Here is a 21994-nt window from a genome sequence, read left to right on the forward strand (position 1 = left end):
ACGGCCGGGTAGGCCGGGACGGTGTCCGCCGCCGTGCCGTCCCACTCCGCGACCGTGAACCCGGCCTGGGCGAGGCCCGGATCGTGCGTGGCGTCCAGCAGGGCCCAGCGTCCGTCGATCAGAACCTCGGCCGCGGAGTGGACGTCTTCGCGGGACCGGAGGAGCCGGACCTCCGGCGGCCGGTCGGGCAGGTGGTAGAGCTACCGCGCCGGACAGCCCAACTAGGTACGCGGACTTCGCCGGGCAGTCACCCCGGCCGACCGAGACGAGCTCGGCGGCAGCGTGCGCGCCGTCCGTCGCGTACGGGACTGCCTGTACCCGCTCGAACAGCCGCAGCCGGATACGCCTGGCCTCTTCGTCGCCCACGTTCAGGGCCAGCCGAGGAGCCAGACCACGCGGACTTCGACCTGGGCGTCGATGACGCGGTAGCCGATCGTGACCCCGGCGGAGGCCACGGCGAGTTTCCGCAGGGTGCCCGGCCCGGTGCCCTCCGGTGTGCCCACCGCGAGGGGGTTCGTGGACAGCGTCCCGCGCATCGCCTCGTGGACCGCGCGGCGCCGCTCCGGGGCAAGGCCAGCCAGGGCGCGCTGGGCCTGGGGGCGAGGACGACCTTGTACGTCACGCCGCCTCTCCCCCGTCGCGGCGCTCGTAGGTGTCGGGGTCGTACTCGCCCATGACGGCGTCGAGGAGGACGCCGTCGTCGATTCCGGCCTCGTCGTCGGCCACGGCCTGGACGATGTCCGGGTGGACCTTCGCCATCCACTCGACCCGGTACGCGCTGATCACGTCCCGCACCGCGCGCAGGGACTCCTCACCGTCCTGGTGGAACGGCGCGGCCTCCAACTCGGCGGCGAACGCCGCCAGCAGGTCGGGCCACGGGGCCAGGGCGGCCTTCAGCTCGCCGACGCTCTGGGGCCCCTCGTCCGCATCCAGCTGATACGGCGAGCGGGTCGGCGGATCCGCCCCAGCTGCCGGCGGCGGTACGCGGGTGTCACTCATCGGATTCCCTCTCCGGCTGACGGAAGCGGCACCCCTCAGTGTCGGGCCCGGGCCGCCCGGATCCTCCGGCCGTCACCCCATCGGACGACACACGGCCGCCCCGATGCCGCAGTGCCAGGAGGGGGTGACGTCGTGCGCGGGGGCCGGGCAGCTGGACCGCTCGCTCTACCGCCCAGACCGTACTCGAACCTGCCCGGCCTGGCCCCCCCGAGGGGGTGCGGGTAGACCGTGTCCGCCGGTGCGGCCCCCAGCCGTAGTGCCGTCAGGTTCAGCGGTTCCAGTCCGCTTTCCGGAGTCCTTCCTTGAGGATGGAGTTGTTCATCTGGCGCACGACGGTGAAGGGGCGGTCGGCCTGTTTGCCGTGGAGTTCGGCCTCTCGGTATCGACGGCCCGGATCGTCCGCGGCAGAACTGCACTCATACCGCGATCATTCCACGCTGAGACCACGGTGACCCTCCAAGCCCCCAGACGGAGGCCCCCACCCCGCGCCCGCCCGTGCGCTGTCGCACATCATGGACCGGTTCCCCGGCCCTGTGGGGCGTTGGGGAACCGGTCCAGATGCAGGCAGAGAGGGGGGGCGGTCGACCTTAGAACACGCTAAGGCTGTACGCGCCCAGCGCACGAGTGATCGGTTCGTATATCGAGAAGCCGCCGCCCGATGAACCGCAACTCTGGGCGGTTGAGGAGGAGAGGACGCCGTACGCGGTGTTCCGGCTGAAGAGCGGACCGCCGCTATCGCCCGGGAGGCGGCAAGCGTCGGTCACGATCATGTTGGTGAATTGGTAGCCGCCAACCGACAGGCTCGTGTCGATCGACCGCACGGTGCCAGTACCGTAGCCGGTCGTCATACCGGAGGTTTCGACACGTTGCCCGACATAGGGCGTACCGGAAGAAGTGATGTCGCGGTAGGAGCCGTTGTAGAGGTTGACGTTGCCGTCTGCGGTGGCGGACGGCAACGCGTGCTGGATGAGTCCGTAGTCGGCACCATTGATTCCGAGCATGGACACCCACATCGTGCCGAGGGGAACCTGGGCCCCGGTGTACCAGGTGGTTCCGTTGGATCCGCAGTGCCCGGCGGTGAGTCCGTAGAACGTATTGCCACGGCGCACGTTGAAGCCGAGGGAGCATATATTGCTTCCGGGCGGGCCGGATATGCGGTCGCCGCCAGAGGCCGCCAGAGAGAACTTACCCTCGATGCGCTTGATCTCCAGAAGGCCAGCTTGCGGGCCCGCGTATTTCTTGATCTTGGAGATTTCCTCGACGGATACGGTGGAGTCCACGGTGACGGAGACCTTGCCCGATGCCTTGTTGATGTACCAGGCGACACCGCTGACGCCGGAGTCACCTACTGCGTTGTCCGCCTTGGCGAGCTGTGCTGCTCTGCCGGTGGATTTCGTGTCGACTGCACTGGCGGGGGATGTGACCAGTGCCGAGGCAGTGAGTAAGCCAGCCACCAACAAGGCCAACTTTGCACGCCTCACGGGGGTTGAGGCCGTGAGATATTTTTTGATCTTCACGCATTCTCCAGAAGCGTCGGGGATGGAGTAGGAATCCTGTCTTTGCTTGCCCCCTGCGGCTAGTTGTGCTTCCAGCCCGCACGATCCTCAACCCAGGGAGAGACACCGCATGACTCGATTACGACCTTGCTCATGCCCCGGGAGCGTGGTGGCCATCGAACCCCGCGACACCCTGTCGACTACCGCCGGAATAGGCGGCTTAGCTCGCGGAACGAGTACCGGACAGAAGAAATGGAAGAGGGGTTCACCTACCCGCGAGAAGCCGCCTCTGCAGTCGGACTCTCACCTCAGGGCGCATATAGGGGCCTACGCCTGTCTAAAAGCAATAATCCCTCCGACATCTCAAGTGAGGGATATCACCCGGTATTCCACACGTTGAGGAACATGTCATATGTCTGATTCCGACACCCAGCAGCACGCGCCATCGGCATGTGCACTCGGAAAGGAACGACGCCTTGACCACTGCGCTGGGCGCAAGACCGGTCGAACGCAGCTGCTCCCGATGGCACTGCTCTCGGTGCCAGGGAAGGCGGGCGTGCACGTGCCGCCCAGGCCTGCCGCTCGGCCGCCGCGATGGCCGGGTCCGAGGCAGCGGCGCGGCCTGGCGGTGGGCTTCGAGGGCGCGGCAGTAGCCGTGCGGCGGGGTCCGCCGCTGACATCCGCGCCACTCTTCCCGCTGAGCGCCGTGCAAAGCTCGACGCGGCACTCGCCGAGCTGGACATCGCTGGCACCTCGGTCGCTGCTCACAGTAACGGTGTCCGCGTCATCACGACGTCGGCTCATGCCACCTCACCGGCTGCCTGCCGAGGGTGAGGTGTCGAAAAAACGGTCGCCCCGGCTCGTTCGGCACGGGCCCGGCGCAGGCGGCCTCGGTCACTGCGGCCTGGCGGTGCCGCTGGATGCGGGCCTGCTCGATCGGGGCCGGCGCATCGTCCGGGACGACGTCGGGCTCGGGGAACGCCCCGGCGCTCCACCGGAACGACGGGCGCGGCCAGCTGCGGAGCCGGGTCGGCGGACGCCGGGCCGGGGCTGGCCTTCAGGGGCGCGGGTGCCAGGACGCGCAGGGCGCGGACGTCCGCGTTCGGCACCCGCTCGTTGGCCGCCGCGATCAGCTTCGGCGCGCTCCAGCGCAGCTTCGTGCCGCAGGCCGGGGCTTCGGGGACGACGTCCAGGCGGCCGGTGTCCGCGTCGAACGCCACACCTCGGGCCCGCCCGGTGAGCTCGGGCACGGCCGTGGCGAGGATGGTGTCGAACCGGGCGAGGACGCTTCCGCCGGCGGCTGGGGCGACCATGCCGCGCTCGGTCATCATCGTCCCGATCGCGGTGCCCAGTCCCAGCGGCTCGCGCCCGTCCCGCCGTACGACGGTGGTGGTGCGCCGCTTCCCGGGCCGCGACCAGGGCCTGGCGGGCGAGGTCGACGCCGCTCAGCTCGGTGGTCATGCGATCACCGCCCGTCGCGCCTCGCAGTACGGAGGAGCGGGTGCAGGATGCGCACGAAGGCCGGATTCGACTCTCCCCGTGACCAAATGCCGTTGTTCTGGGATGAGTTGAGGTGATCCGGCTGCAAGGGAGAAGGCCGTCCGGCAGCATACGCAGCGAACTCGATCAATTACCTAAAGCGATCAGAGGGGGAGCGATGGTACGCCGGTCGGACACGGACCTCGCGGGCACGTTGTCGATCCTGCACAACGCCGTCCTGCACACGGGCACGGACCTGCGGGACGCACTCGACAAGAGCGTGGCGAAGCTGGAGGCGAACGGACAGGCCGCCCACGAGCAGACGACCAAGACGGTGGTCGAAGAGCTCAGCCGCATGCGCACCGACTTCCGCGACGTCCGGAACCGGTTGACCGCCAGCGGGGAGACGCGGAGCAGCGAGGTTCACAACGTCGTCACCAGCCTGCGAACCGAGCTGCGGGAGGTGCGCGTCGTGCTCGCCGATCTCGCCCCGGCACCTGTCCCGGGCCTTGATGAGGGGGCCAGGGCTGAGCCCGCTGCCGTCGGTGCCGCGGAGGCGCCGGTCACCACCGTCACTGGGCACGACGCGCTGGTGGAGAAGGCCGCACCGGCCGGGATCCCGGCCGGTAGCGCCGGCGAGTACGGGCTCCTGCCCGGTCCGGTGCCGGCGGTCGACGCGGTCCGCGACACCCTCCGCGAGGTCCTCGCCGAGGTCCTCGCCCCCATGCTGTCCCCGTTCACCGACCAGGACAGGCACGGCAGGGACCGGGCCGGGGAGCGCGACGACGCACTGGAGCGGCTGCGCGAGACGGCCGGGGAGATCAAGGGCGAGCTGAGCTCCGCCCTGGAGGAGGCCCGGGTGGAACTCGCGGGCCTGCGGCAGGAGGTCGCGGGCCTGCGCACCGTCGTGGAGGAGCTGCAGCCCCAGCCCTCCGTCAGCAGCGAGCCCGCAGACGCCGAGCGGTCCGCGCCCACGGACGCCGAGCGGGACCAGGCCGAGGCTCACAGCCGCCTTCTGCGTCGAGCGGCCCAGGTCTCCTCCGCCGGCCTGTCGTGCCACCGCGACGTTTGGGAGTTCGTCACCGCCCACGCCGGACGGCACCCGCACTTCCGGGTACCCCCGCAAGTCACCGGCGAGGAAGACGAGCGGATCCGCGCCGCCCTGTCCGGCCGGTCCCTGATCGCGCTGCTGATCAGCCTGCACTCCATCGTGCACACCGCCGACGACGGGAACGGCGACCAGGAGCTCGCCGCCACCCTCTACGAACGCATCGAAGAGAGCCTGACCGGCCTCACATCCAGCGGAGAACCGGTCTCCATCACCCTCGACGACCGCGCCCCCGCCCAGGACACCCCCGCCCCCGCCGCTGCGCCCGGCGCCGCCTCCGGCGACGAGCCCGAGGACACCGGTCCGCCCGCCCCCGGAGAACAGGACCCGCAGCCCGGCGAGGACGCGGACCCGCCCGACCACAAGGGGAGTTGATACGGAAACGGGAGACGTTCGCCGCGCGGTCCGGGGGTGTCAGGTGCATTTCGAGTTCGAATGCTGGGACTGTGAGGCGGACTGCACGGTCTGGGGGAAACCGACCGGGTTCTGGCGCGAGTTGTACACGCTCCCAGACGACTGGGAGTGCTGAAACTGCGGCGCTGTCAACACCACCCCGGACCCTCCGTGGACACCAGCCGAGTGACACCGGAACCCGTGGAAGAGCCCCCCGGACTGGCAAGGGCCCGGGGGGCTCTGCCACGCCCCTGCGGAACCCGGGCAGGGCCGGTGTCAGATGCCGGGCCATCGCTCCTGGGAGGCGATCCACTCCCGGCGGGCGTAGGCGCGGACCGCGTCCCGTTCGGCGTCCGTGCAGCCGTTCTCCAGAGCCGGCGGGATGTCGCCGGTGGTGCTGGGGTGCTGGTGGTCGTGGCGAACGAGCTGGTCGGCGACGTCGGAGGCGTCGGTGCGCAGTTCCACGTCCTGTGGCACGGGGTTGGCCGAGTCGTCCTGGTAGGGGCGGGGCAGGTAGGTGCCGTGTCCGTGGCACAGGGCGAGCGCGTCCAGGACGGCCGCGGTCTCCAGCAGGTCGTCCCGGCACTCCATCGCCAGACTCCTCGTCTGGGAGTCGATGAGGTCCTGGCGGCGGGCGCTGTGCGCGGCGGCCAAACCCTGCCGGTCCATGACGTGCATGTACAGCAGTGCCGGGACGAGTTGGCCGATGCGAACCAGGTGCTCTCCGTACGCGGCCTGAGCCGCCCGGCTGGTCGACCAGCCCGGCCACGGCTCATCGGGGGAAGCTCGATGTGCGCTCATATACGGGAAGCTACCGACCTGCCGACGGCAGCGGGGCCGGAACGGATCATCCCGGCCCCGTTCCGGCAGGGCGCGCCAGCCTGCACCGCCGGCCGCGGCCTAGTGGCGCTCTGCCACCCCGATTCGGCCTTTGCATCCTCGACTGCAGATGACTCCATCACGCGCGCCTGCGCACGTGGGCGGAGCCCCGCCTCCGGGCGGCCGTGCTGGTCGAAGGATCATTCCCTCACCGCTCGGGGGGCGGCCGTGCCCGCCTCTGTGTATAGGGCCTTGACGTCTTCCGTGATGTCGCGGTGGTCGTGCAGGTCGATGTCGAGGGCGTTGCCGATCAGTCCGAAGAGTTCGTGGAGCAGCCGGTCCAGCATGAAGGGGGTGAGGGGGCTCTCGGGGGCCGGAGTCTGCGGCGGGCGGCTGTCTTTCTGAGCAGTGCGGGTGGCTCGGAGGTGGCTTTGGTAGGCGGTCACGGCTTCCTTGAGCCGTCCGGGCCAGGGCATCTGGACGGGCGGAGGAGTGGGTCTGCCTTCGTAGACCGCGCTGTTGACGGCCCGTTCGTTCAGCTTGCCAGCGGGGGGAGATCGATCGGCGCGCTGCTGGAGGCTGGGGATGCTGCTCAGCCGCTCGGCCAGGGCGGTGATGCGGTCGGCGTGGCGGGAGGCCCAAGCGTATTCGCTGTGGCGGTCTCGGTGGGCGCGGGCGACCTCGACGCGCTCGGCTTGCGTCAGGTCGTCGCCGGCGATGTTGTCGAGGTCTTCTCTGAGCTGAAGGTAGCGGCGCTCGGCGGCCTGGCGGCTTTTGAGCTCCAGGGCGTCGGCGATCCGACTCCAGGTGACCTTTCTGGTGCGCGCTGCTTTGATCAGGCGCCGCTCGTCGAGGACGAGCTTGTCGCGCAGTGTGCGGATCACGAGGAGCGCGGCGAGGACGCTGGTTTCGTCGAGGTCGTCGTCTTCGTAGCGGACGAGTTGGACGACGTGATCGTACTTGGTGGCCACGCTGGTCAAGTCGAGGTCCCAGACGGAGATAACGCTGGTGAAGAGTGCTAACTCACCGGCCCATTCGTTCGGGTCGCGTTCGGTGGGTGTGTGCAGATGCTGCCAGGCGGCCGACCGGTTGCATTCTTCGCTCGGCCGGTAATGTGTCGTCTGTCGGACGACGCTTTTCGTCGTCCGAGAGACGACGTTTTCTTGAGGTGGCATAGAAATACCTCCAGAAATCGAGTGATGGTCGGATGTCAGCGATTTTCGTCGGTCTGTGAAGGGGGCGGCTGGTCGTGGTCGACAGGTCGGCGTTTGTTCCAGATGCGCAGCATGGCGCTTGCGGCGGCCCCGGTGACCAGGACCAGGACTCCCGCGAGGTACTCGGGGCCCGCCTCACGTAGAAAGCTGTGAATCATGCCAGCTCATCGCGCACGTGTGTCTCCCACATGCGCGGACTCCTCTCCAAGGGGGATGTTGTCGGGCGACACCGGGCCGCCCATGGCGACCGAGAGCCCTGCGCCTTCTGTGTGCGGGCAGCAGGGCGCATGGCCAGGTTCGTCCGCGGTCATTCATAAATCACCGTCGGGGCAATGCATCGCGGATTTATGAATTCGCCACCCCTCGCTACCCCCCGCCTCGATTTTCACCACCCGAACGCCACCGTGAACCGGATCCTCCGGTATCCCAATTCATCCCTTATGAGGGAATGGTGCCGTCTCTTTTCAGGAAGAGAGACCACGCCGAGGGGTTTCTGACTCTGCGGCGAACGCCGAAGCGCGGAACGGACACGGCCCGCATCCGCGTGGGCCCGTGGTGCTCCCGGGTCCCGGGCCGCTACTGCAGACATGGCCTGATGCGCCGTGCCGAGCGCATGGTGCGGTCAGTGTCAGCGGAACTTCTTGTGCCTATCACTGCTCGGCAACGGGGCAAAACGGGGCCGCCGGACGGGTCGTGGCGGGCAGGGCGGGTGCCGGGCTGCTTCATCTCGGGCTCACCGCACGCCGGCTGAATATGCCCGCCAGGGTGACGAGGCCGCGACCGCGCTCGGCGTGACTCACTCCCGGATCCGCCGGGAACCCTTCGTGGCGTGCGCCCACGGGTGCGGTAGCCGCCGTTAGCGGCGCAATCGGCTTCGTCAAGCCGACCGAATCCAGCCTCACGAGCAGGGATCAACCCGATGTTTCTTCACGGCCGTCACCCGTACGGCCGATGGTCGTTTCCCGGTGGGGACCAGCACACCTGAAGTGAAGGAGGCCCGGTGGGCCCGTCGTTTGTGATCGAGAGGTTCGAGTTCCAGCGGGGCGATGTCTGGTACGTCCGCCGCTTCAGGAGTCCGGTGACCTTCCTGGTGGGCCATTCGAAGTCGGGGAAGTCGACTGCGTTGGAGGCGCTGCTCTACCCGCTGGGGCTCCTCACGGGAACGATCATGCCGGAGGTCCGGGGGTGCCAGCAGGTCCGTCTGGTGTTCCGGGTCGCGGGAACCCGGTGGCAGGCCACACGCAGCGGATCGAACCCGCGGGCGCGGGTCTGTCTGAAGAACCTCGATGACGAGGTCGAGCGACAGCTGCCGGTGGCGAGTTCGAAGGCCGGGGAATCCACGGCCGGTGCCTTCGTTCAGGATCTGCTTGGCCTGCCGGCTGCGGCCCGCGGGGCAACGCGTGTCGGGCTGGACGACTTCTACGGCACTGTCATGGGGCTGCGGCAGAACACGATCGCCTCCGAGTTCCTCGGCGGTGGGAAGGACGAGGCGAGGGTTCTGGCCCTGGAGGTGGTCCTGGGGTTGTGGAACGAGGATCTGGCCGGCCTCGAGAAGAATGCCTCGGAGGCCGGCTCCCGGCACAGGGCGGCGCGGTCCGCCCTGGTCCAGTTCAAGAAACTGCGGGACAGCGGCGCACTGGCCGATCCGGACAGCATCCGCGCCGAGCACGAGCTGAAGCAGCGGGAGCACCGTGCCGCGGCCGAACGATGGCAGACAGCCTCCACGGCGCTGACGGCCGCCGTCGGGGAGCACGGGCGGCTTGTCGCCCTGCACAAGGCGGCCGAAGCCCGGCGGAGGAAGACCGCCAAGCAGGCTGAGGCCGCGCGCGGCAACCTCAACGCCGCCACCGCCCGGTCCGCGCGTGCCGAGGGCGAACTCTCAGCCCTCATCGCCCCCGCATCAAAGGACTGTACTTGCTGCGGACAGTCGCTTCCCAAGCGGGAGCCGGGTCTGTGCATGCAGTGCGGGCAGCCGCACGAGAGCGTGGAGGATCGGCGCGAGAAGCAGATCGCCGCCGCCCGCGCGAAGGCGGACCGGTACAGGCTCGCGCTCCGAGGCCTCGCAGAAGCCGCGGCCGCCGCCGCTGCGGAGGCCGCGGCGGCCGACACGGCGGCCGGGAACGCGCTCACGGCCCGCGACGCCTACGACGAGGGCCACGTCCTGCCGGCCCGCACAGCCGCACAGCAGGCTGAGAAGGAGGCCCACGGCCTGAGCCGGGATGTCGCTCAGCTGAAGCGACAGCTGGAGACGGCCGACTACATCAGCGCCCAGGAGCAGGTCGTCCAAACCGCCAAGGAGCAGATGGACACGGCCCAGGCCGCCCGGGACGCCGCGGTCACCGCCTACGAGGTCCGCCGCAAGGAAGTCACCGGCCGCTGGTCGGACTTCTACCTGTCCCGGCTCCAGCAGATCAACCCCGACGTCGAGACCGCCCGCATCGACCCTGTCGACTTCACCACCCGCGTCAAGGAGAAGAACACGGCCGACAAGACCTTCGCGGACAGTTCCGTCGCCGGCAGCCCCAAGGTCGCCACGAACGTCGCACTGCTCCTGGCCCTGCGCGATCTCGGCCGCGTCGACCCCGGCGTCCGGGTCCCACCTGTGCTGGTCATCGACTCGCCCCTGGCCGGCCTCGGAGCAAACGGCCTGGACCACGACACCGGGCTTCGCCTGATCGACACCCTCGTCTCCATCGCCGACGCCTCCTCCCCCGACGGCCATGGCTGCCAGGTCATCGCCGCCACGAACGACCCCCTTCCCCGCCCCTACCCCGGCGTCCGCGAGATCCGCATCGACACGGAAAACCGGTTCTTCGACCACGCCCCCCGCCTCGACACCTGACCGGCATCGCACGCACGGGGTCCGGAACCCAGCATCATTCCCCCAGGTCACCCCCTCGACTCCCTCTCGCTCAGACTTCGACTCCGTACTGACCCAGGCCCATACCGATGGACGGCCGGTCCGCCCGCCGCACTATCAAACGCGGCTCCCACCGCGGCGGAAACCGATGAACCAGCGCCCCGTCGAACCGCCGCCCGTCCTCACCACCGTGCCCGGGAGCACGGCGCACGGAATTCGCCCTCGACCGCTGGGACAGCGTCACCATGGTGCAATCTCCCGCACAACGGCTCCCCCAGATGTTCCGCCCGGCGAGGCTCAGCTTCTACGGCGACGGGTGAGGCAGGGTGTGCACAGCGGGTTCGCCCCATCGCCGTACCGGCAGGTCAGTTCCCGGCACGCCGCGCACAGGCCCACCTGTTCGGGTGCGCAACCCAGGCGGGCCGCCACCGCTTCCCGGTCCTGTGGTGGCCGGGAGACCGAGTCCGCCATAGGCGTCGCCACCCCATGGCGGGCGGGGAGCGGTTGCCGTTGCGTCGGCACGCCGGGGTCGGCAAGTCGCGATGGTACAAACGCGGCCGGAGGCTGCTGGGCTCTGGCGGAGGCCGGATCGGCGGAAGCGGCCGGGCGGCGCGGCACGGGTTCCCTCGGAACCGTCGGCAGCACCTCCCCCGCCTGCGCGGGCTGGACGACAAGTTCCGCGGAGAACTCGCACAGATCGTGCTGCCGTATGTGCGCCGCGCCTGGATCGACGTCCAAGACCCCGACGGAAAACTCGTACGGTTCGACCCGAATCACGCTCTGAAGATCTGGGCCCTGACCGAGCCCCGGATCTGTGCCGACTACCTGCTGCTCGACGAGGCACAGGACACCAATCCCGTCATGGAGAAAATCTTCAACTCCCAACGCTCCCAGGCGCAGCTGGTCATGGTGGGGGACTCCGCGCAGGCCATCTACGGCTGGCGCGGTGCCCGCGACGTCATGACCGACTTCGAGGGACGACAGCTGACGCTCTCGCAGTCGTTCCGCTTCGGGCAGGCCCTCGCTGACGAAGCCAACCGATGGCTGATGATCGTCCAATCCCCGCTCCGCCTTCGCGGCACTCCCGCCATCGACACCCTTATCGGCCCGCTGGAACAAGCGGACGCCGTGCTCTGCCGCACCAACGGTGGCGCAATCACGGAGATCTTCAAGCTGCTGGAGCAAGGCAAACGAGTCGCCCTGGTCGGTGGCAAGAAGTCCCTCGCGGAGCTGGCGAAGGCCGCTGGCGACCTCAAGCCGGACGCCGCGCGACCCACCCCGACCTTGTGCTCTTTCAGTCCTGGGACGAGCTCATGGAGTACGCGGAAGACGACCCCGACGGCCAGGATCTGCTCCCGCTGGTGGAGATCATCGAAAAACACGGCGTCACGAAGGTGCTCGACGCCATGAACCGGCTGCACGCCGAGAACGAAGCCGAAGTCACACTGTCCACCGCTCACAAGGCCAAAGGACGCGAGTGGGACAACGTCCGCATCGCTGGCGACTTCCGCGAGCCGGCTTCCCATGACCGGGACCTGAAAGGCAACCCCCTGCCGGGCGAACTCAGCCTGGACGACGCCCGGCTCGCATACGTCGCCGTCACCAGAGCCCGTCGGCATCTCGACCTTGGCGGCCTGGCATGGATCGACGACCATCCCAACGGCAGCCCCCGCGCTGCTCCATCCGGCCCCCCTCAGAGGCTCCCGCCGGGCCACCAGCCCCCCTCCCCATGGGACCGGCTCGGTCCAGCTCCCTCCTGACCACGAACCAGGCCCATAAAGCCAATATCACTCAGAAAGGCGACTCCCTCTGGGGTCGGTACCCGTTCACCCACTCCAGCTGGGAGCTGATGTCACCGCCTGCGGGAGTCGCCTGCCGCTGGACGCTGGCGTGTGGCTCTCCGCCCCCTTTCTCGATAGCTGCAGGGCCTCGCTGTCGGCGATGCCGCAGGTCCAGGTGGAGCGCCCGAGCGAAGCGAGGACGACCTGCCACCCGTACTCAGCCCCGGTATGGGGCAAAGCATGGCTCAGCGGGAGTGGGTCTCCATCACACCTGTCTCCGACGGCGTCCGCGCCGCCAGCACCACCACCGCCAACCGCACCGTGCCCAAGACGGCGTCGTCCGGCCACGTTGATCTTGTCGATGACTGCCGGTGATGGAGGGAGAGCTCGGTGGCTTCGGCGCGGTCTGTGTGAGGTGGGCCGGTGCGGCCCAGCATGCCGAGACCGCTCGACCGTGATGGATTCCTTCCCCATTGTGGCTGTCTACAGGCAGCCACAATCCCTGGAATCCGTATTCGAGTCGCCTATAGGCAACTGCCCGGTCCGGCTGCGGAGGGTGCCGTACGCCGCGCTCGCGGGCAGATCACGCGAAGTGGTGGTCGGCGAGGGGTTCCTCGGCCGCGGCCTGTGTGGCGAGGTACTGCGGTGCGGCAGGGTGGCAGTCGGGGCACGTGGCCATGCGGACACGCTCTTCTCCGGGCAGCGTGACCTGGACCCATCGCAGAGCGAGGTCGGGTCCGTCGCAGTTGCCGCACCACTGTGGCAATGGTGCCGAGCGTGTTTCCGGTACGGGTGGCGGCTCAGGGAGGATCCGCTCACGGGCGCCAGCGGCTTGCACGTAGGCGGAGGCGAGCCGGGTGTGTCCGGCAGCCGCGTGGTGACGGCCCTCCTCGAGCAGTTGCCGGGCCTTGTGAAGGAGCTCTTCCGCCGCAGTGAGATGTTCGTAGGGGGAGGGCATGTGGATCACCTTTTCTTTCGGTAGGGAGGGAGGCCTCGATTCCGGTCCCGGATCTGCGGGGGCGGGACGGCTCCCTTGCGTGTTTCGGCGGTGGCGCAGAACAGGCAGCGGGGGCCTCCAGGAGCGGCGGGGTCGAGGGGGGCTCCGGGGTGGCGTGGGCACCGTGAGGACGATCGTGGCCGGGAGAGCTCGCGGGCGATGATGAAGGCTCCGTGCACGAGGTCCGCCGCAAGCGCGAAGTCCTCGTCCGGCGATCGGTAGTGCAGTTCGAAGGCGACGTCGTTGATATGGCGCATCCGCTCGAGCAGTACTTCGTGGCTGTAGGGGGGTGGCGGGATCTCGTACTGGCGAGGCGTGTTCAGTACTGCTGAGCGGGCTCGGGGGTCGCCGATGCGGCGGTTGCTGTTGCAGAAGAGGCACTGCCCCCAGCCGGGAGGGGATTGGGGATCGACCGGGCCATTCGGGTGGATCGAGCAGTTCGTGGTGTGCCGCGACGGTGCCAGATTCCGGGCGGTGGTGAAGACCCGGTACAGGGAGTCGGCAATCGCGTCGTACTCCGTCGGGTCCCCGTAACCGGGGATGGCCCGGATGCGGTCGTCCACGCTGGGAAGCCGGGCGCGCAGCTCCTTTAGCAGGAAGGGGCGCTTGGTCGGAACACGGTATGCCGAGTGCTGCGGGAACTCCACACGAGGTACGTCACCGTATCCAGCTGGCTGCTTGCCACACTGGCTCGACCCGATCACCCGTGGGAGTGAGCCTGTCTACCCCGTCGGGTGATCGGTTCGGGTCTATTGACGAGCCCCGGCCCCCCTGGGCTCAGCTCCGGGACAGGCATTCACGCGGTTCCCTCCCCGCCGGCCCTTCAGTGGGCGGGCAGCGAGCTCGGGCAGCCGGTCCGTCCGCGGCGCGGGGGCGGCCTGCCCGGTGCGCGCGGTCTGCTGCTGAGTACGGGCTCGGGAGATAGCTGGTGACCCCGGCCGCACCAGATGCCTTGCGGTCTCGACCCCTAGAGCGGAGATCGGGTGCCTACTCGCGCGGGTCGGCGTGGTCGAGGCGAAGCGCGATAGCACGGGCACCGGCTTTGGCGAGGGCGGCGAGGGCCGCAGCCAGGTCGAGGTGGACCTGGTTCCCCTCATCGGGGTAGCAGCCCTCATCGACCAGTTCCAGGTGGGCTTCGGCTGCCCGGACCAGTTCCAGGACACGGGCGACGTCAGTCTCGGAGTCGGTGGCGTCCGCGAGCGCGCGGGTGATCTCCTCGGCTTCCTTCCGGAGGGCCGCGAGGGTGTCAGGGGTCTTTCGTACGGACACGAGGCACTCCGGAGGAGGGGAAAGGGGAGGATTGGTGGGAGCGTAGTCCGCTGCCGGAGGTGACTGCTTTACACGCTCCTCTCAGCGGCGCCGCCTGCACGGCCGTCGTTCTGGCCTGCTGAGCCTGCAGTTCGGGCGGGTCGGCGGGTCGAGGCGGGGCGGGAAGGAGGAGGGCGGGTCATGGGGCGCTGAAGAGGCGGGTGGGTTGCCGTCCCGCTTTGGCTGCGCGGGCGGCGGCGAGGGCCCGGGTGTGGGTGTCGGCGGCGTTCTGGGCTCGGACGGTGAGCTGGTCCTCCAGGGCGCGGGCGTCGGTGAAGGCGTTCTCGGGTTCGCGGTGGTCCCGCAGGGCGCGGATCTGGTCGTGGTCGGCTGCGGCGATGGCGGGGTCGGGGGTTCGGCGGGGGTGGGCGGTCTGGTGGGCGGTGAGGGCGCGGTGGTAGCCGGCGGAGGCGGTCTCGCGGGTGCGGACCGGCGCGGCCGGGGAGCTCGGCGTGCTCTCGGCAGAGGGTGTGGTCGGGGGGTGGACGTGGTGTGCGACGGGCAGGACGCGGATGCTGCGTACGGCGTCGGAGCCGATTTTGGTGTTGATCTGGCGGCAGAGTTGTCCGCCGAGGAGCCGGAGCTGTGTGGCGTAGGCGTGGGAGGCGGGGCGTAGGTCGAGGCGGCCTGTGTCGGGGTCGTAGGCGGCCGGGTGCACGCGGCCGTCGTATTGGGGGCAGAGGTCGGTCCAGCGGTCGAGGATGTCTCCGCCGCGGACTCCTGCGGCCCAGCCCTGTTCGGAGCCGAGGCGGGCGAGGACGGCGGCGAAGGGTTTCGGGTCGCGGCCGTCGGTGTTCCGGGTGGCTTTGGTTCGTCGGCGGGGCTTCGCCGGGGTGGTGCCGGGGCGGTGGCCGGCTTTGTAGGCGGCGAGGGCCTGGCGGGCGAGGTCGGCGCCGGAGTGGGTGGGGTTGTCGGTCATGGTGATCGTCTCCCAGGGGGGTCAGAAGCTGGTCTGGTGTGGGGTGCGCAGGGCTTTGTCGACCAGGCGGTTGTTGTAGAGGCGGCGGGCGTCGTGTTCGGTCATGCCGCTGGCGAGAGCGGCGTGGACGAGGTTCGGGTCGTGTTCGGCGGCGGCCCGTTCGGCGAGGACCTGGTCGCGGGTGAGGGCCTCTAGGGCGATCTCGTCGCCGAGCTGCGTCACCGCGATGTCGCCGTCGCCGGTCAGCAGGTCGTCGACGGCTCCGATCGCGGTCCGCAGACTGCGCTGGGCGCGGGCGCTCGTCGGCGTGCCCGTGCGGGTTTCGGCGCTGCGCTGCTCTCTAAGGGTTTCGATGCGGTTCTTCCTCGCGGTCTCCTCGGCGTGGTGCCATGCCTCGACGCCCGCAGCGCGCTGGGCTTTGGTGGACCAGAGCTGGTGGGCGCCCTTGAGGCGGTGGGCGAGCATCCCGGACGGTCGGCGGGCGGCGGGGACTTCGGCCAGTGCGAGGAAGGCCCGGACGTCGGTGGCCGTCCAGCCCGCGTCGGCCACGTCACGGATGACCCAGGCGATGCGCGGGGTGGAGGCGCCGCGCAGCCACGGCACGGTGGCGGTCAGCTCGGCGGCGAGCCGGTAGCGGCGGCCGATCCGGTTCAGCGCACGGCGCTTCGGCTTCTGCTGCTGGGGGGTGGGCGAGGGCTTCTTCCCGTTGGCGAGCTCCTTCTCAGGGGGAAGCGTGGGAGAACCGGTAGTGGAGACAGTTGAGGTACCGACCTGCATTGGGGTGCAATGGAGCTCAGCCGAAACAGGCGTCACAGCACCCTGCTCAGGGCCCTTCCGGCCGCCCTTCGCAGGGGCCTTCGAGGACGACTTCGCCCGCCGCTTGCGCACCTTCCGGGCCGCCTTCTTCGCCAGCCTGGCCATCAGCTCCCGGCCGGTCTCCCCGATCCCCGTCGCGGCGCGCGTGTACGCGGGCGCGGCCTCGTCCCGCAGCACCGTCCGGATCCCCAGTGCCGCATCGAACGCCTCCGGGATCATCCGCGCGAACTCCGACGCCTGCGCAGGCCCGCCGGACACCCGGGTCCCCCGCGCGACATAGGCGAGCAGCCCGGCCTCCCGCAGCATCCCCAGGTGGTACTCCACCGACCGCTCCGACAGACCGGTACGGCGCACCAGGTAGGCGATTCCCGGACGGCACGGGAACAGCTGCGCGAGCTCCTGGGCGATCCGGACCGTCGTCGGCCCGAACGAGCGCGGGCCGTGCGCCCGATGCCTGCGTGGCTGGTACACACCGGACCCGGCGACCCAGTGCACCGCCTGCAGCCACGAGTAGCCGTCCAGCGCGATCCGGCCCGACGACGCCGACAACCACTGACTCGCCTCCGGCACGAACAGCGCGGGCAGCACAACGCCCACGTCGCCGTCGACCGACGGACGCGCGGACGGGACCACCACGGCGGCTTCCGCCGCCACGGCGCTCACCGGCCCACCGCCGCGTTGGTCGGAGTAATGGGGGCGACAGGGGCCGTCGGCGTGGCCTGCTGTGTGCCGGAGGGGTGAATGGAACTGTTGAGAGAAGCCATGGCGGCACCCTCGGATGCCGAGGGGTTAGCCACGCAAGCCCCGGCCGACACGGCAGCTCGTGCCCCGGCCCGGCCCGGGGTCGCTGCCCGGGGTGCTGTGCAGGCGTCGAGGCTGACTGAGTTCTCGACAGCTGGCTCGGCTGGTGCTGGGCCCCTGTCGTTCGCAGGTGGGGAATCCGACCGGGTAGCGGCACTCGGTGCCGCCGATGAGCTGGGGCAAAGAGCCCAAAAGGGGTGGAGGTGCGGGGTGAATCCCGCCAGACGGGAAGCTCGTACTTCCTGAATCTGGATGAAACGGTCGGGGGTGGGCTGGAAAAAGGCGCACAGGTACGGCACACTGGCTCCTGTTGTGGGGCCACGCCGCATGACACAACGAAGCCCCTGTTGTGAGGTGGCTTCAGGTTCGGGGAGAACCAGTACGAATGTTCGACCGGCTGCGAACCGGACGGACAATCCCTTCAGAGGGGCTTCCAACCCTCTGGTGGCAGATGGGGCGTCAGCCGGGGTGACTGCGAATCACCCGGGGAGCTGCGCGTCCCGGCGGCTAGAAGACCTGCAGTGCAGGCGCCGCCTCAATTACCTACGACGTCTCGACCCCCAGGGGAGAGATGTACCCGCGACTGGACCGTTGCGGAAGCATGACGAAGGCACCCGGTTCCCGGAGCGACGCGCAGGTCATCGCTGCTACGGGGGTGGGTGCCTTGTGTGTTTGGCGACGGGTGCGGGTACCCTGCAACATGTCGAGACCATCCTGAGTTTGGTCTGCGGCCGTGCCCCGGAGTGCAGCCTCGCGGGGCTTAGCCATGTCTGTAGTGATCGTATCCAGGCACACACTACCCCCCTCACGTAGCGTACCGGCACCCCGGCACCACCCGTGTCGCCCCTCCCCTGCACCTTCCTGACGCACCGCCAGTCGAACAGCACCCCGCCCCCTGGTCAACCAACAGGAGCCCGGACCGGCATGATGAGCAGCATGCACACGCCGACCGACGATCCCCTGGACGTGGAGACCTTCGCCAGCCCGGCGCAGCAGCGCCGCTACACCGCGGCGATGGAACGGATTGCCGCCGCCCGGCCTCACGGCACTCCGGTGCGCGTCTACGTCAGCGCAGCACCCAAAATGATGGATAGTCCGAAGTGGGATAGCTGGCTCGCGCAGATTACTGAAGAACTGCCCGCCGGCGTCGAGATCCTCCACTACCGAAATACTTTCGACGAGCGCTCGTACGACTGGGACAGTCTCGTCGAGCAGCTCGAGGGTCTCGTCATCATCGGCAAACAGAAGCGGGCCGGCAGCCGCGTCAATCTCCTCGGCCCAGTCGCGCGCCTCGAGCTCCGCTCGCTCATCGCACAGAAGCCCGTACTCCTGTACGGACACAGCCTGGGGTTGATCCCCGTCATCGACTGCCGAAGCCAAGTACTCCGCCCCGAAGGCATCCCAAGGTTGAAGCTCATCGCACCGAAGCGATGGAAGAAGGACGCCGCGACGCTCAACGCAGCGCTCAAAGCACTCGGCCCGGGCAACATCGAATCTGAGGAAGAAGTGAACGCGGCCGCTCCAGTTCATCTCGCCCATCCGTTCGCCACACCTCCCCGCTGACACATCATCACAAGGACCGCCGCAAAGATCACCGACGGTTCGGTAACTCTTATACGCGCAGCAAGAATTAGCAGTAGGTCTAAATCCAACAGCAGTAGAAGAAATCGACAAGGGTGTTTGTGTGAAACTCTCCTGCTCCCGCAGGGCGGGCGAATTTCCATTCGATTCCGTCACGTGGGAGGCAGGCTGCAATGATGCCTGCTGTGCGGGTGCCATACCGGATCTGACGGACTGACGCCCACGAGGTGCCGCTCGGTAGGGTCACCCCCATGCCCCTCGCCCTCTTCGACTTGGACGGCACGCTGATCGACCGGCAGTCGGCATTCAGCGACGCCATTACCCGCTTCTCCCATAAGCACGCCTTCGGCCCACAAGTCCAACAGTGGCTGCTCACCGAATTGGCCGAGCGTGCGAACGTAGCGGACTTCGCCCGGCTCTGCGCTGTCTTCGACCTGGATGAGCCAGCCGCAGACTTGTGGCAGGAGTACGTCGACCTGATGGCGGCTTCCGTCACGTGCCGCACGGCCGTCCTTGAGGGCCTGGCCCGACTCCGTGCCGCGGCGTGGACGATCGGAATCGCTACCAACGGTGCCTCCGACATCCAGCGCGCCAAGCTCGCCGCGACCGGCATCAGCGAACTGGTCAACGGCGTCGCGGTCTCCGGCGATCTGGAGGTGCGCAAGCCTGACCGCCGACTCTTCGAGCTCGCCGCCGCCCGCTGCGGTCGGGACCTCTCGGACGGTGGCTGGATGGTCGGTGACAACCCCGCCGGAGACATCGGCGGCGGCTATCAGGCCGGCCTGCGCACCATCTGGCTGCGCGGGCACCCCTGGCCTGACACCCTCGCCGCCCCCCACCACACCGTCGGTGATGTCACCGACGCGAGCAACCTTTTGCTCAACGAGACCCCGGAGTAGCACTGTGGACCAGCCCACCGTCGGCATCCTCCACCCCGGCAGCATGGGCGCCGCCGTCGCCGCCTGCGCTGCGACGAACGCAACTGCGGCCCTGTGGTGCGCAGAGGGGCGCAGCCCAGCGTCCACGGCCCGCGCTGAGCAGTTCGGCCTGATGCCGGTGGCCACGCTGAGGGAGCTGCTGGATCGCAGCGACATCGTCATCAGCCTCTGCCCGCCGGCCGCAGCCGAGGACCTCGCCCACGACGTCGCCGCGCACGGCTTCACCGGGGTGTACGTGGAGGCGAACGCCATCAACGCGGAACGAGTGGTGCGGATCGCGGACCTCCTGGGGACGACGGCGACCGTAGTCGACGCCGGCGTGGTCGGCTCCCCGCCGATCGGCGGCAAATTGCCGACGCTGTACCTATCCGGCCCCGTCTCCGCAGTCGCGAACGTCGAAGCGCTCTTCGCAGGCACTGCAGTGCGGACCAAGACACTGGGCGGCGAGATGGGGAAGGCGTCCGTGCTTAAGCTCGCGTACACCAGCTTCCAGAAGACGTCCCGGCTACTGGCCGCGCTGTCGATCGGCATTGCGCGCGAGCACGGTGTCGACCAGGAGCTCATGGAGATCGCCTCCAGGCGCACTGACTCATACCTGGCAGAGCCTGAGTACATCCCGAAAACTGCTTCCCGCGCGTGGCGGTGGAGCCCGGAACTGAACGAGGCTGCTGACATGCTCGACGCGGCTGGCCTCCCTCCGGAAGTCCTGCGCGCGGCTGCGGCGAGTCTGGCACGGTGGAACGACGCCAAGGACGACGGCGAACTCACGCTCGTCGATGCCCTGGACCGCCTCGCCCACCCGTAGCTCATGCCCTCAACGCTCCCTTCCGTGCGGCCAGCAGCCGCTCGATCAGACGGGCCGACTCCTTCGGTGGCGTCAGTGTCGTGTCCACCGTGAGGTCCCAGACCATGTCCGGGTGCGCGTCCAGGTCCTCGCGGGTTGCGTCCCACGCCGCGAGGCGCGCCGTGGTGTCGCTGTCGCCCCGGCCCTCGGACCGCTGCTCGGTCACCTCACGTGGGCACCACAACAGGACCCCGGCCCAGTCGGCCGGGTAGCTGTCGACCAGGGCGCGGATGCCGTCGACCTGCCCGAGGTGCACCACTGGCACCCCGGCCGCGAACGCCGTGTCCAGGCCTGGACGGTCGACCAGGTACGTGTTGCCGTACCGCCTGTTCGCGTAGACGACGTCGCCCGCGGCCTCCAGCGCACGCAACTGATCCGTCGTGCCCATCCGGTAGCTGGCGGTTTTGCCTGTCCCGACCTTGAGCCGTGCGAACTGCGCATATTGCGGATTCAGCTCGGTGAGCGCCGTGGTGACGGTGTCCTTGCCTGCTGCGGGCGGGCCGTAAAGGATCACGCCCTTCCGTCCGGTCATGCGTACATCGCCCCCATTGCCTGCCGCGCCTGGTCCGCGAGCGTCACCGCGGTCCCCAGCCGGTTGTCGACGACCAGGTGCGGGACCGCCGGGCGCAGGTCCAGGTCGATCGTGGCCATGTACTCATCCCAGCGCTGGAGCTTCCAGGCGTCCCGGGCCGCGGAGCGGAAGGTGATGTACTCGCGCATCGACTCCTCGTCGCAGCGGACCCAGACGGGGAAGACATCGACGCCCAGACTTGCGGCGCGGTTGGCGAGGCGCTGCATCCAGGCCGTGTCGGTCATCTCCGCGATGAACGGCGCGCTCAGCACGGTGCTGATCCCGCATTTGATGTTGGCCATGGCTGACTGCATGAGGCAGTCGTATTCCACCGACCGGACACGTTCCCTATAGAGCTCGGTGTGGCGGTCGTTCGGGTCGCCGCCCAACGCGACCAGGAGACGCTCCACCAGTGGTCGGGTCAGCGGGTCCTTGTCGAGCAACGGCCAGCCGGTGAGGTGGACGAAGAACCTGGCCAACTCGGTCTTGCCGCTGCCAGCGAAGCCGCCGACCAGAATCAGGACGGGGCGGTGCGGGTCTCCGCCGGTGTGCCTCCGCTTCCAGGCGTCGATGATCCGCTGCTGCAAAGCCAAATGATCGGCGTCGTCGCTGCCGGGCGCGATCCGGTGGATCGCCCGCTCCACCGCCAGGACGTGGGACCCGTTGATGCGGTCCTCTGCCGGTGTCAGCTGGAAGCTGCTCTCCTCGCCGGGAAGAGCGTTCCGGAAGCCCAAGTCCGGCTCAGTCGCCCGGTACAGGAGACAGTAGGCACGTCGGTAGTGCGGGCCCGGGTAGACCTCGCCAGTCTCGTGCTGCCACAAGGTCTGGGGATTCGCGGCAGGGATGCCCTTGAGACGGGCCTGCTCCGCGACTGCGCGGAGGCGTTCGCCAGCCTTCTCCAGGGTCAGGCCGTGGGCCTCCCGTTGCTCACGTAGTTTGTCCGGCCGCCACCCCGACCTGTGCTTCCCCACCCTGGTCCCCTCCGCCATCGTCATGTCCGCGAGCCTAGGCCCGCGCCCCCAAAATCCATGTGTACGCGGATGTTGAAAACCCATGAACGGGGGTGCGCA

General features: G+C 69.0%; 21 protein-coding genes. 8 read left to right on the plus strand and 13 right to left on the minus strand.

Annotated elements, in window-relative coordinates; translation table 11 throughout:
- Positions 1-368 precede the first annotated feature (368 nt).
- The 4 genes from FF041_RS21980 to FF041_RS21995 form a co-directional block, all read right to left on the minus strand.
- Positions 369-536 (minus strand): hypothetical protein, encoded by a 168-nt coding sequence (locus tag FF041_RS21980; RefSeq protein WP_228388490.1) that lies wholly within the window; start codon positions 534-536, stop codon positions 369-371.
- 82 nt (positions 537-618) lie between these two features.
- Positions 619-999: a hypothetical protein gene (locus tag FF041_RS21985; protein WP_153524376.1), complete on the minus strand. Its 381-nt coding sequence runs from the start codon at positions 997-999 to the stop codon at positions 619-621.
- A 587-nt stretch (positions 1000-1586) separates the two neighbouring features.
- Positions 1587-2516, minus strand: a complete 930-nt coding sequence (locus FF041_RS21990) for a S1 family peptidase (RefSeq protein WP_323392374.1) — start codon at positions 2514-2516, stop codon at positions 1587-1589.
- Between the two features lie 779 nt (positions 2517-3295).
- On the minus strand, positions 3296-3826 hold the full coding sequence (locus tag FF041_RS21995) for a hypothetical protein (RefSeq protein ID WP_228388491.1): 531 nt from the start codon (positions 3824-3826) through the stop codon (positions 3296-3298).
- Positions 3827-4152: 326 nt separating this feature from the next.
- Between FF041_RS21995 and FF041_RS39220 the strand changes: the two genes are divergently transcribed.
- Positions 4153-5457, plus strand: a complete 1305-nt coding sequence (locus tag FF041_RS39220; RefSeq protein WP_228388492.1) for a hypothetical protein — start codon at positions 4153-4155, stop codon at positions 5455-5457.
- A 294-nt stretch (positions 5458-5751) separates the two neighbouring features.
- Here FF041_RS39220 and FF041_RS22005 read toward each other — a convergent pair whose 3' ends face one another.
- From FF041_RS22005 to FF041_RS22015, 3 genes are all read right to left on the minus strand, one after another.
- Entirely contained in the window at positions 5752-6276 is a 525-nt protein-coding gene (locus FF041_RS22005) for a hypothetical protein (RefSeq protein ID WP_153524377.1), read from the minus strand.
- Positions 6277-6494: 218 nt separating this feature from the next.
- Complete coding sequence (locus FF041_RS22010; protein ID WP_153524378.1) at positions 6495-7469, minus strand: hypothetical protein; 975 nt, start codon at positions 7467-7469, stop codon at positions 6495-6497.
- 35 nt (positions 7470-7504) lie between these two features.
- Positions 7505-7666: a hypothetical protein gene (locus FF041_RS22015; protein WP_153524379.1), complete on the minus strand. Its 162-nt coding sequence runs from the start codon at positions 7664-7666 to the stop codon at positions 7505-7507.
- A gap of 842 nt (positions 7667-8508) precedes the next feature.
- Between FF041_RS22015 and FF041_RS22020 the strand changes: the two genes are divergently transcribed.
- The 4 genes from FF041_RS22020 to FF041_RS40115 all read left to right on the plus strand — a co-directional run bounded on the left by FF041_RS22020 (position 8509) and on the right by FF041_RS40115 (position 12524).
- Positions 8509-10350, plus strand: a complete 1842-nt coding sequence (locus FF041_RS22020) for an SMC family protein (protein WP_153524380.1) — start codon at positions 8509-8511, stop codon at positions 10348-10350.
- A gap of 528 nt (positions 10351-10878) precedes the next feature.
- A complete protein-coding gene (locus FF041_RS40380) occupies positions 10879-11778 on the plus strand; it encodes a UvrD-helicase domain-containing protein (protein ID WP_323392377.1) in 900 nt (299 codons plus the stop codon).
- Positions 11730-12128, plus strand: coding sequence for a 3'-5' exonuclease (locus tag FF041_RS40385; protein ID WP_323392379.1), 399 nt, complete (start codon positions 11730-11732; stop codon positions 12126-12128). Before FF041_RS40380 ends, FF041_RS40385 begins: the two co-directional genes overlap by 49 nt.
- 261 nt (positions 12129-12389) lie before the next feature.
- The gene (locus FF041_RS40115) at positions 12390-12524 is read left to right on the plus strand and encodes a hypothetical protein (protein ID WP_267133214.1); all 135 of its coding nucleotides are present in this window, start codon (positions 12390-12392) and stop codon (positions 12522-12524) included.
- 588 nt (positions 12525-13112) lie between these two features.
- On the opposite strand, the gene FF041_RS22030 is transcribed toward FF041_RS40115, so the two are convergent.
- The 4 genes from FF041_RS22030 to FF041_RS22045 form a co-directional block, all read right to left on the minus strand.
- Positions 13113-13793: a hypothetical protein gene (locus tag FF041_RS22030; protein ID WP_153524381.1), complete on the minus strand. Its 681-nt coding sequence runs from the start codon at positions 13791-13793 to the stop codon at positions 13113-13115.
- Between the two features lie 340 nt (positions 13794-14133).
- Positions 14134-14415 (minus strand): hypothetical protein, encoded by a 282-nt coding sequence (locus tag FF041_RS22035; RefSeq protein WP_153524382.1) that lies wholly within the window; start codon positions 14413-14415, stop codon positions 14134-14136.
- Positions 14416-14593: 178 nt separating this feature from the next.
- Positions 14594-15373, minus strand: coding sequence for a DciA family protein (locus FF041_RS22040; RefSeq protein ID WP_153524383.1), 780 nt, complete (start codon positions 15371-15373; stop codon positions 14594-14596).
- 21 nt (positions 15374-15394) lie between these two features.
- Entirely contained in the window at positions 15395-16852 is a 1458-nt protein-coding gene (locus tag FF041_RS22045) for a helix-turn-helix domain-containing protein (RefSeq protein ID WP_153524384.1), read from the minus strand.
- 1062 nt (positions 16853-17914) lie between these two features.
- Here FF041_RS22045 and FF041_RS22050 point away from each other — a divergent pair.
- The 3 genes from FF041_RS22050 (at position 17915) to FF041_RS22060 (ending at position 20314) form a co-directional block, all read left to right on the plus strand.
- Positions 17915-18553: a hypothetical protein gene (locus FF041_RS22050; protein WP_153524385.1), complete on the plus strand. Its 639-nt coding sequence runs from the start codon at positions 17915-17917 to the stop codon at positions 18551-18553.
- A 269-nt stretch (positions 18554-18822) separates the two neighbouring features.
- Positions 18823-19470 carry an HAD family hydrolase gene (locus tag FF041_RS22055; protein ID WP_153524386.1) on the plus strand — a complete coding sequence of 216 codons (648 nt, stop codon included), beginning with the start codon at positions 18823-18825 and terminating at the stop codon, positions 19468-19470.
- A gap of 4 nt (positions 19471-19474) precedes the next feature.
- Positions 19475-20314, plus strand: a complete 840-nt coding sequence (locus FF041_RS22060) for an NAD(P)-dependent oxidoreductase (RefSeq protein WP_323392383.1) — start codon at positions 19475-19477, stop codon at positions 20312-20314.
- A gap of 1 nt (position 20315) precedes the next feature.
- On the opposite strand, the gene FF041_RS22065 is transcribed toward FF041_RS22060, so the two are convergent.
- Together FF041_RS22065 and FF041_RS22070 are read right to left on the minus strand one after the other, a co-directional pair.
- Positions 20316-20885 (minus strand): phosphotransferase-like protein, encoded by a 570-nt coding sequence (locus tag FF041_RS22065; RefSeq protein WP_153524388.1) that lies wholly within the window; start codon positions 20883-20885, stop codon positions 20316-20318.
- The gene (locus FF041_RS22070; RefSeq protein ID WP_153524389.1) at positions 20882-21919 is read right to left on the minus strand and encodes an AAA family ATPase; all 1038 of its coding nucleotides are present in this window, start codon (positions 21917-21919) and stop codon (positions 20882-20884) included. Before FF041_RS22070 ends, FF041_RS22065 begins: the two co-directional genes overlap by 4 nt.
- Positions 21920-21994 lie beyond the last annotated feature (75 nt).

The sequence above is a fragment of the Streptomyces jumonjinensis genome (genome assembly GCF_009600885.1).
GTDB classification, from domain to species: Bacteria; Actinomycetota; Actinomycetes; order Streptomycetales; family Streptomycetaceae; genus Streptomyces; species Streptomyces jumonjinensis.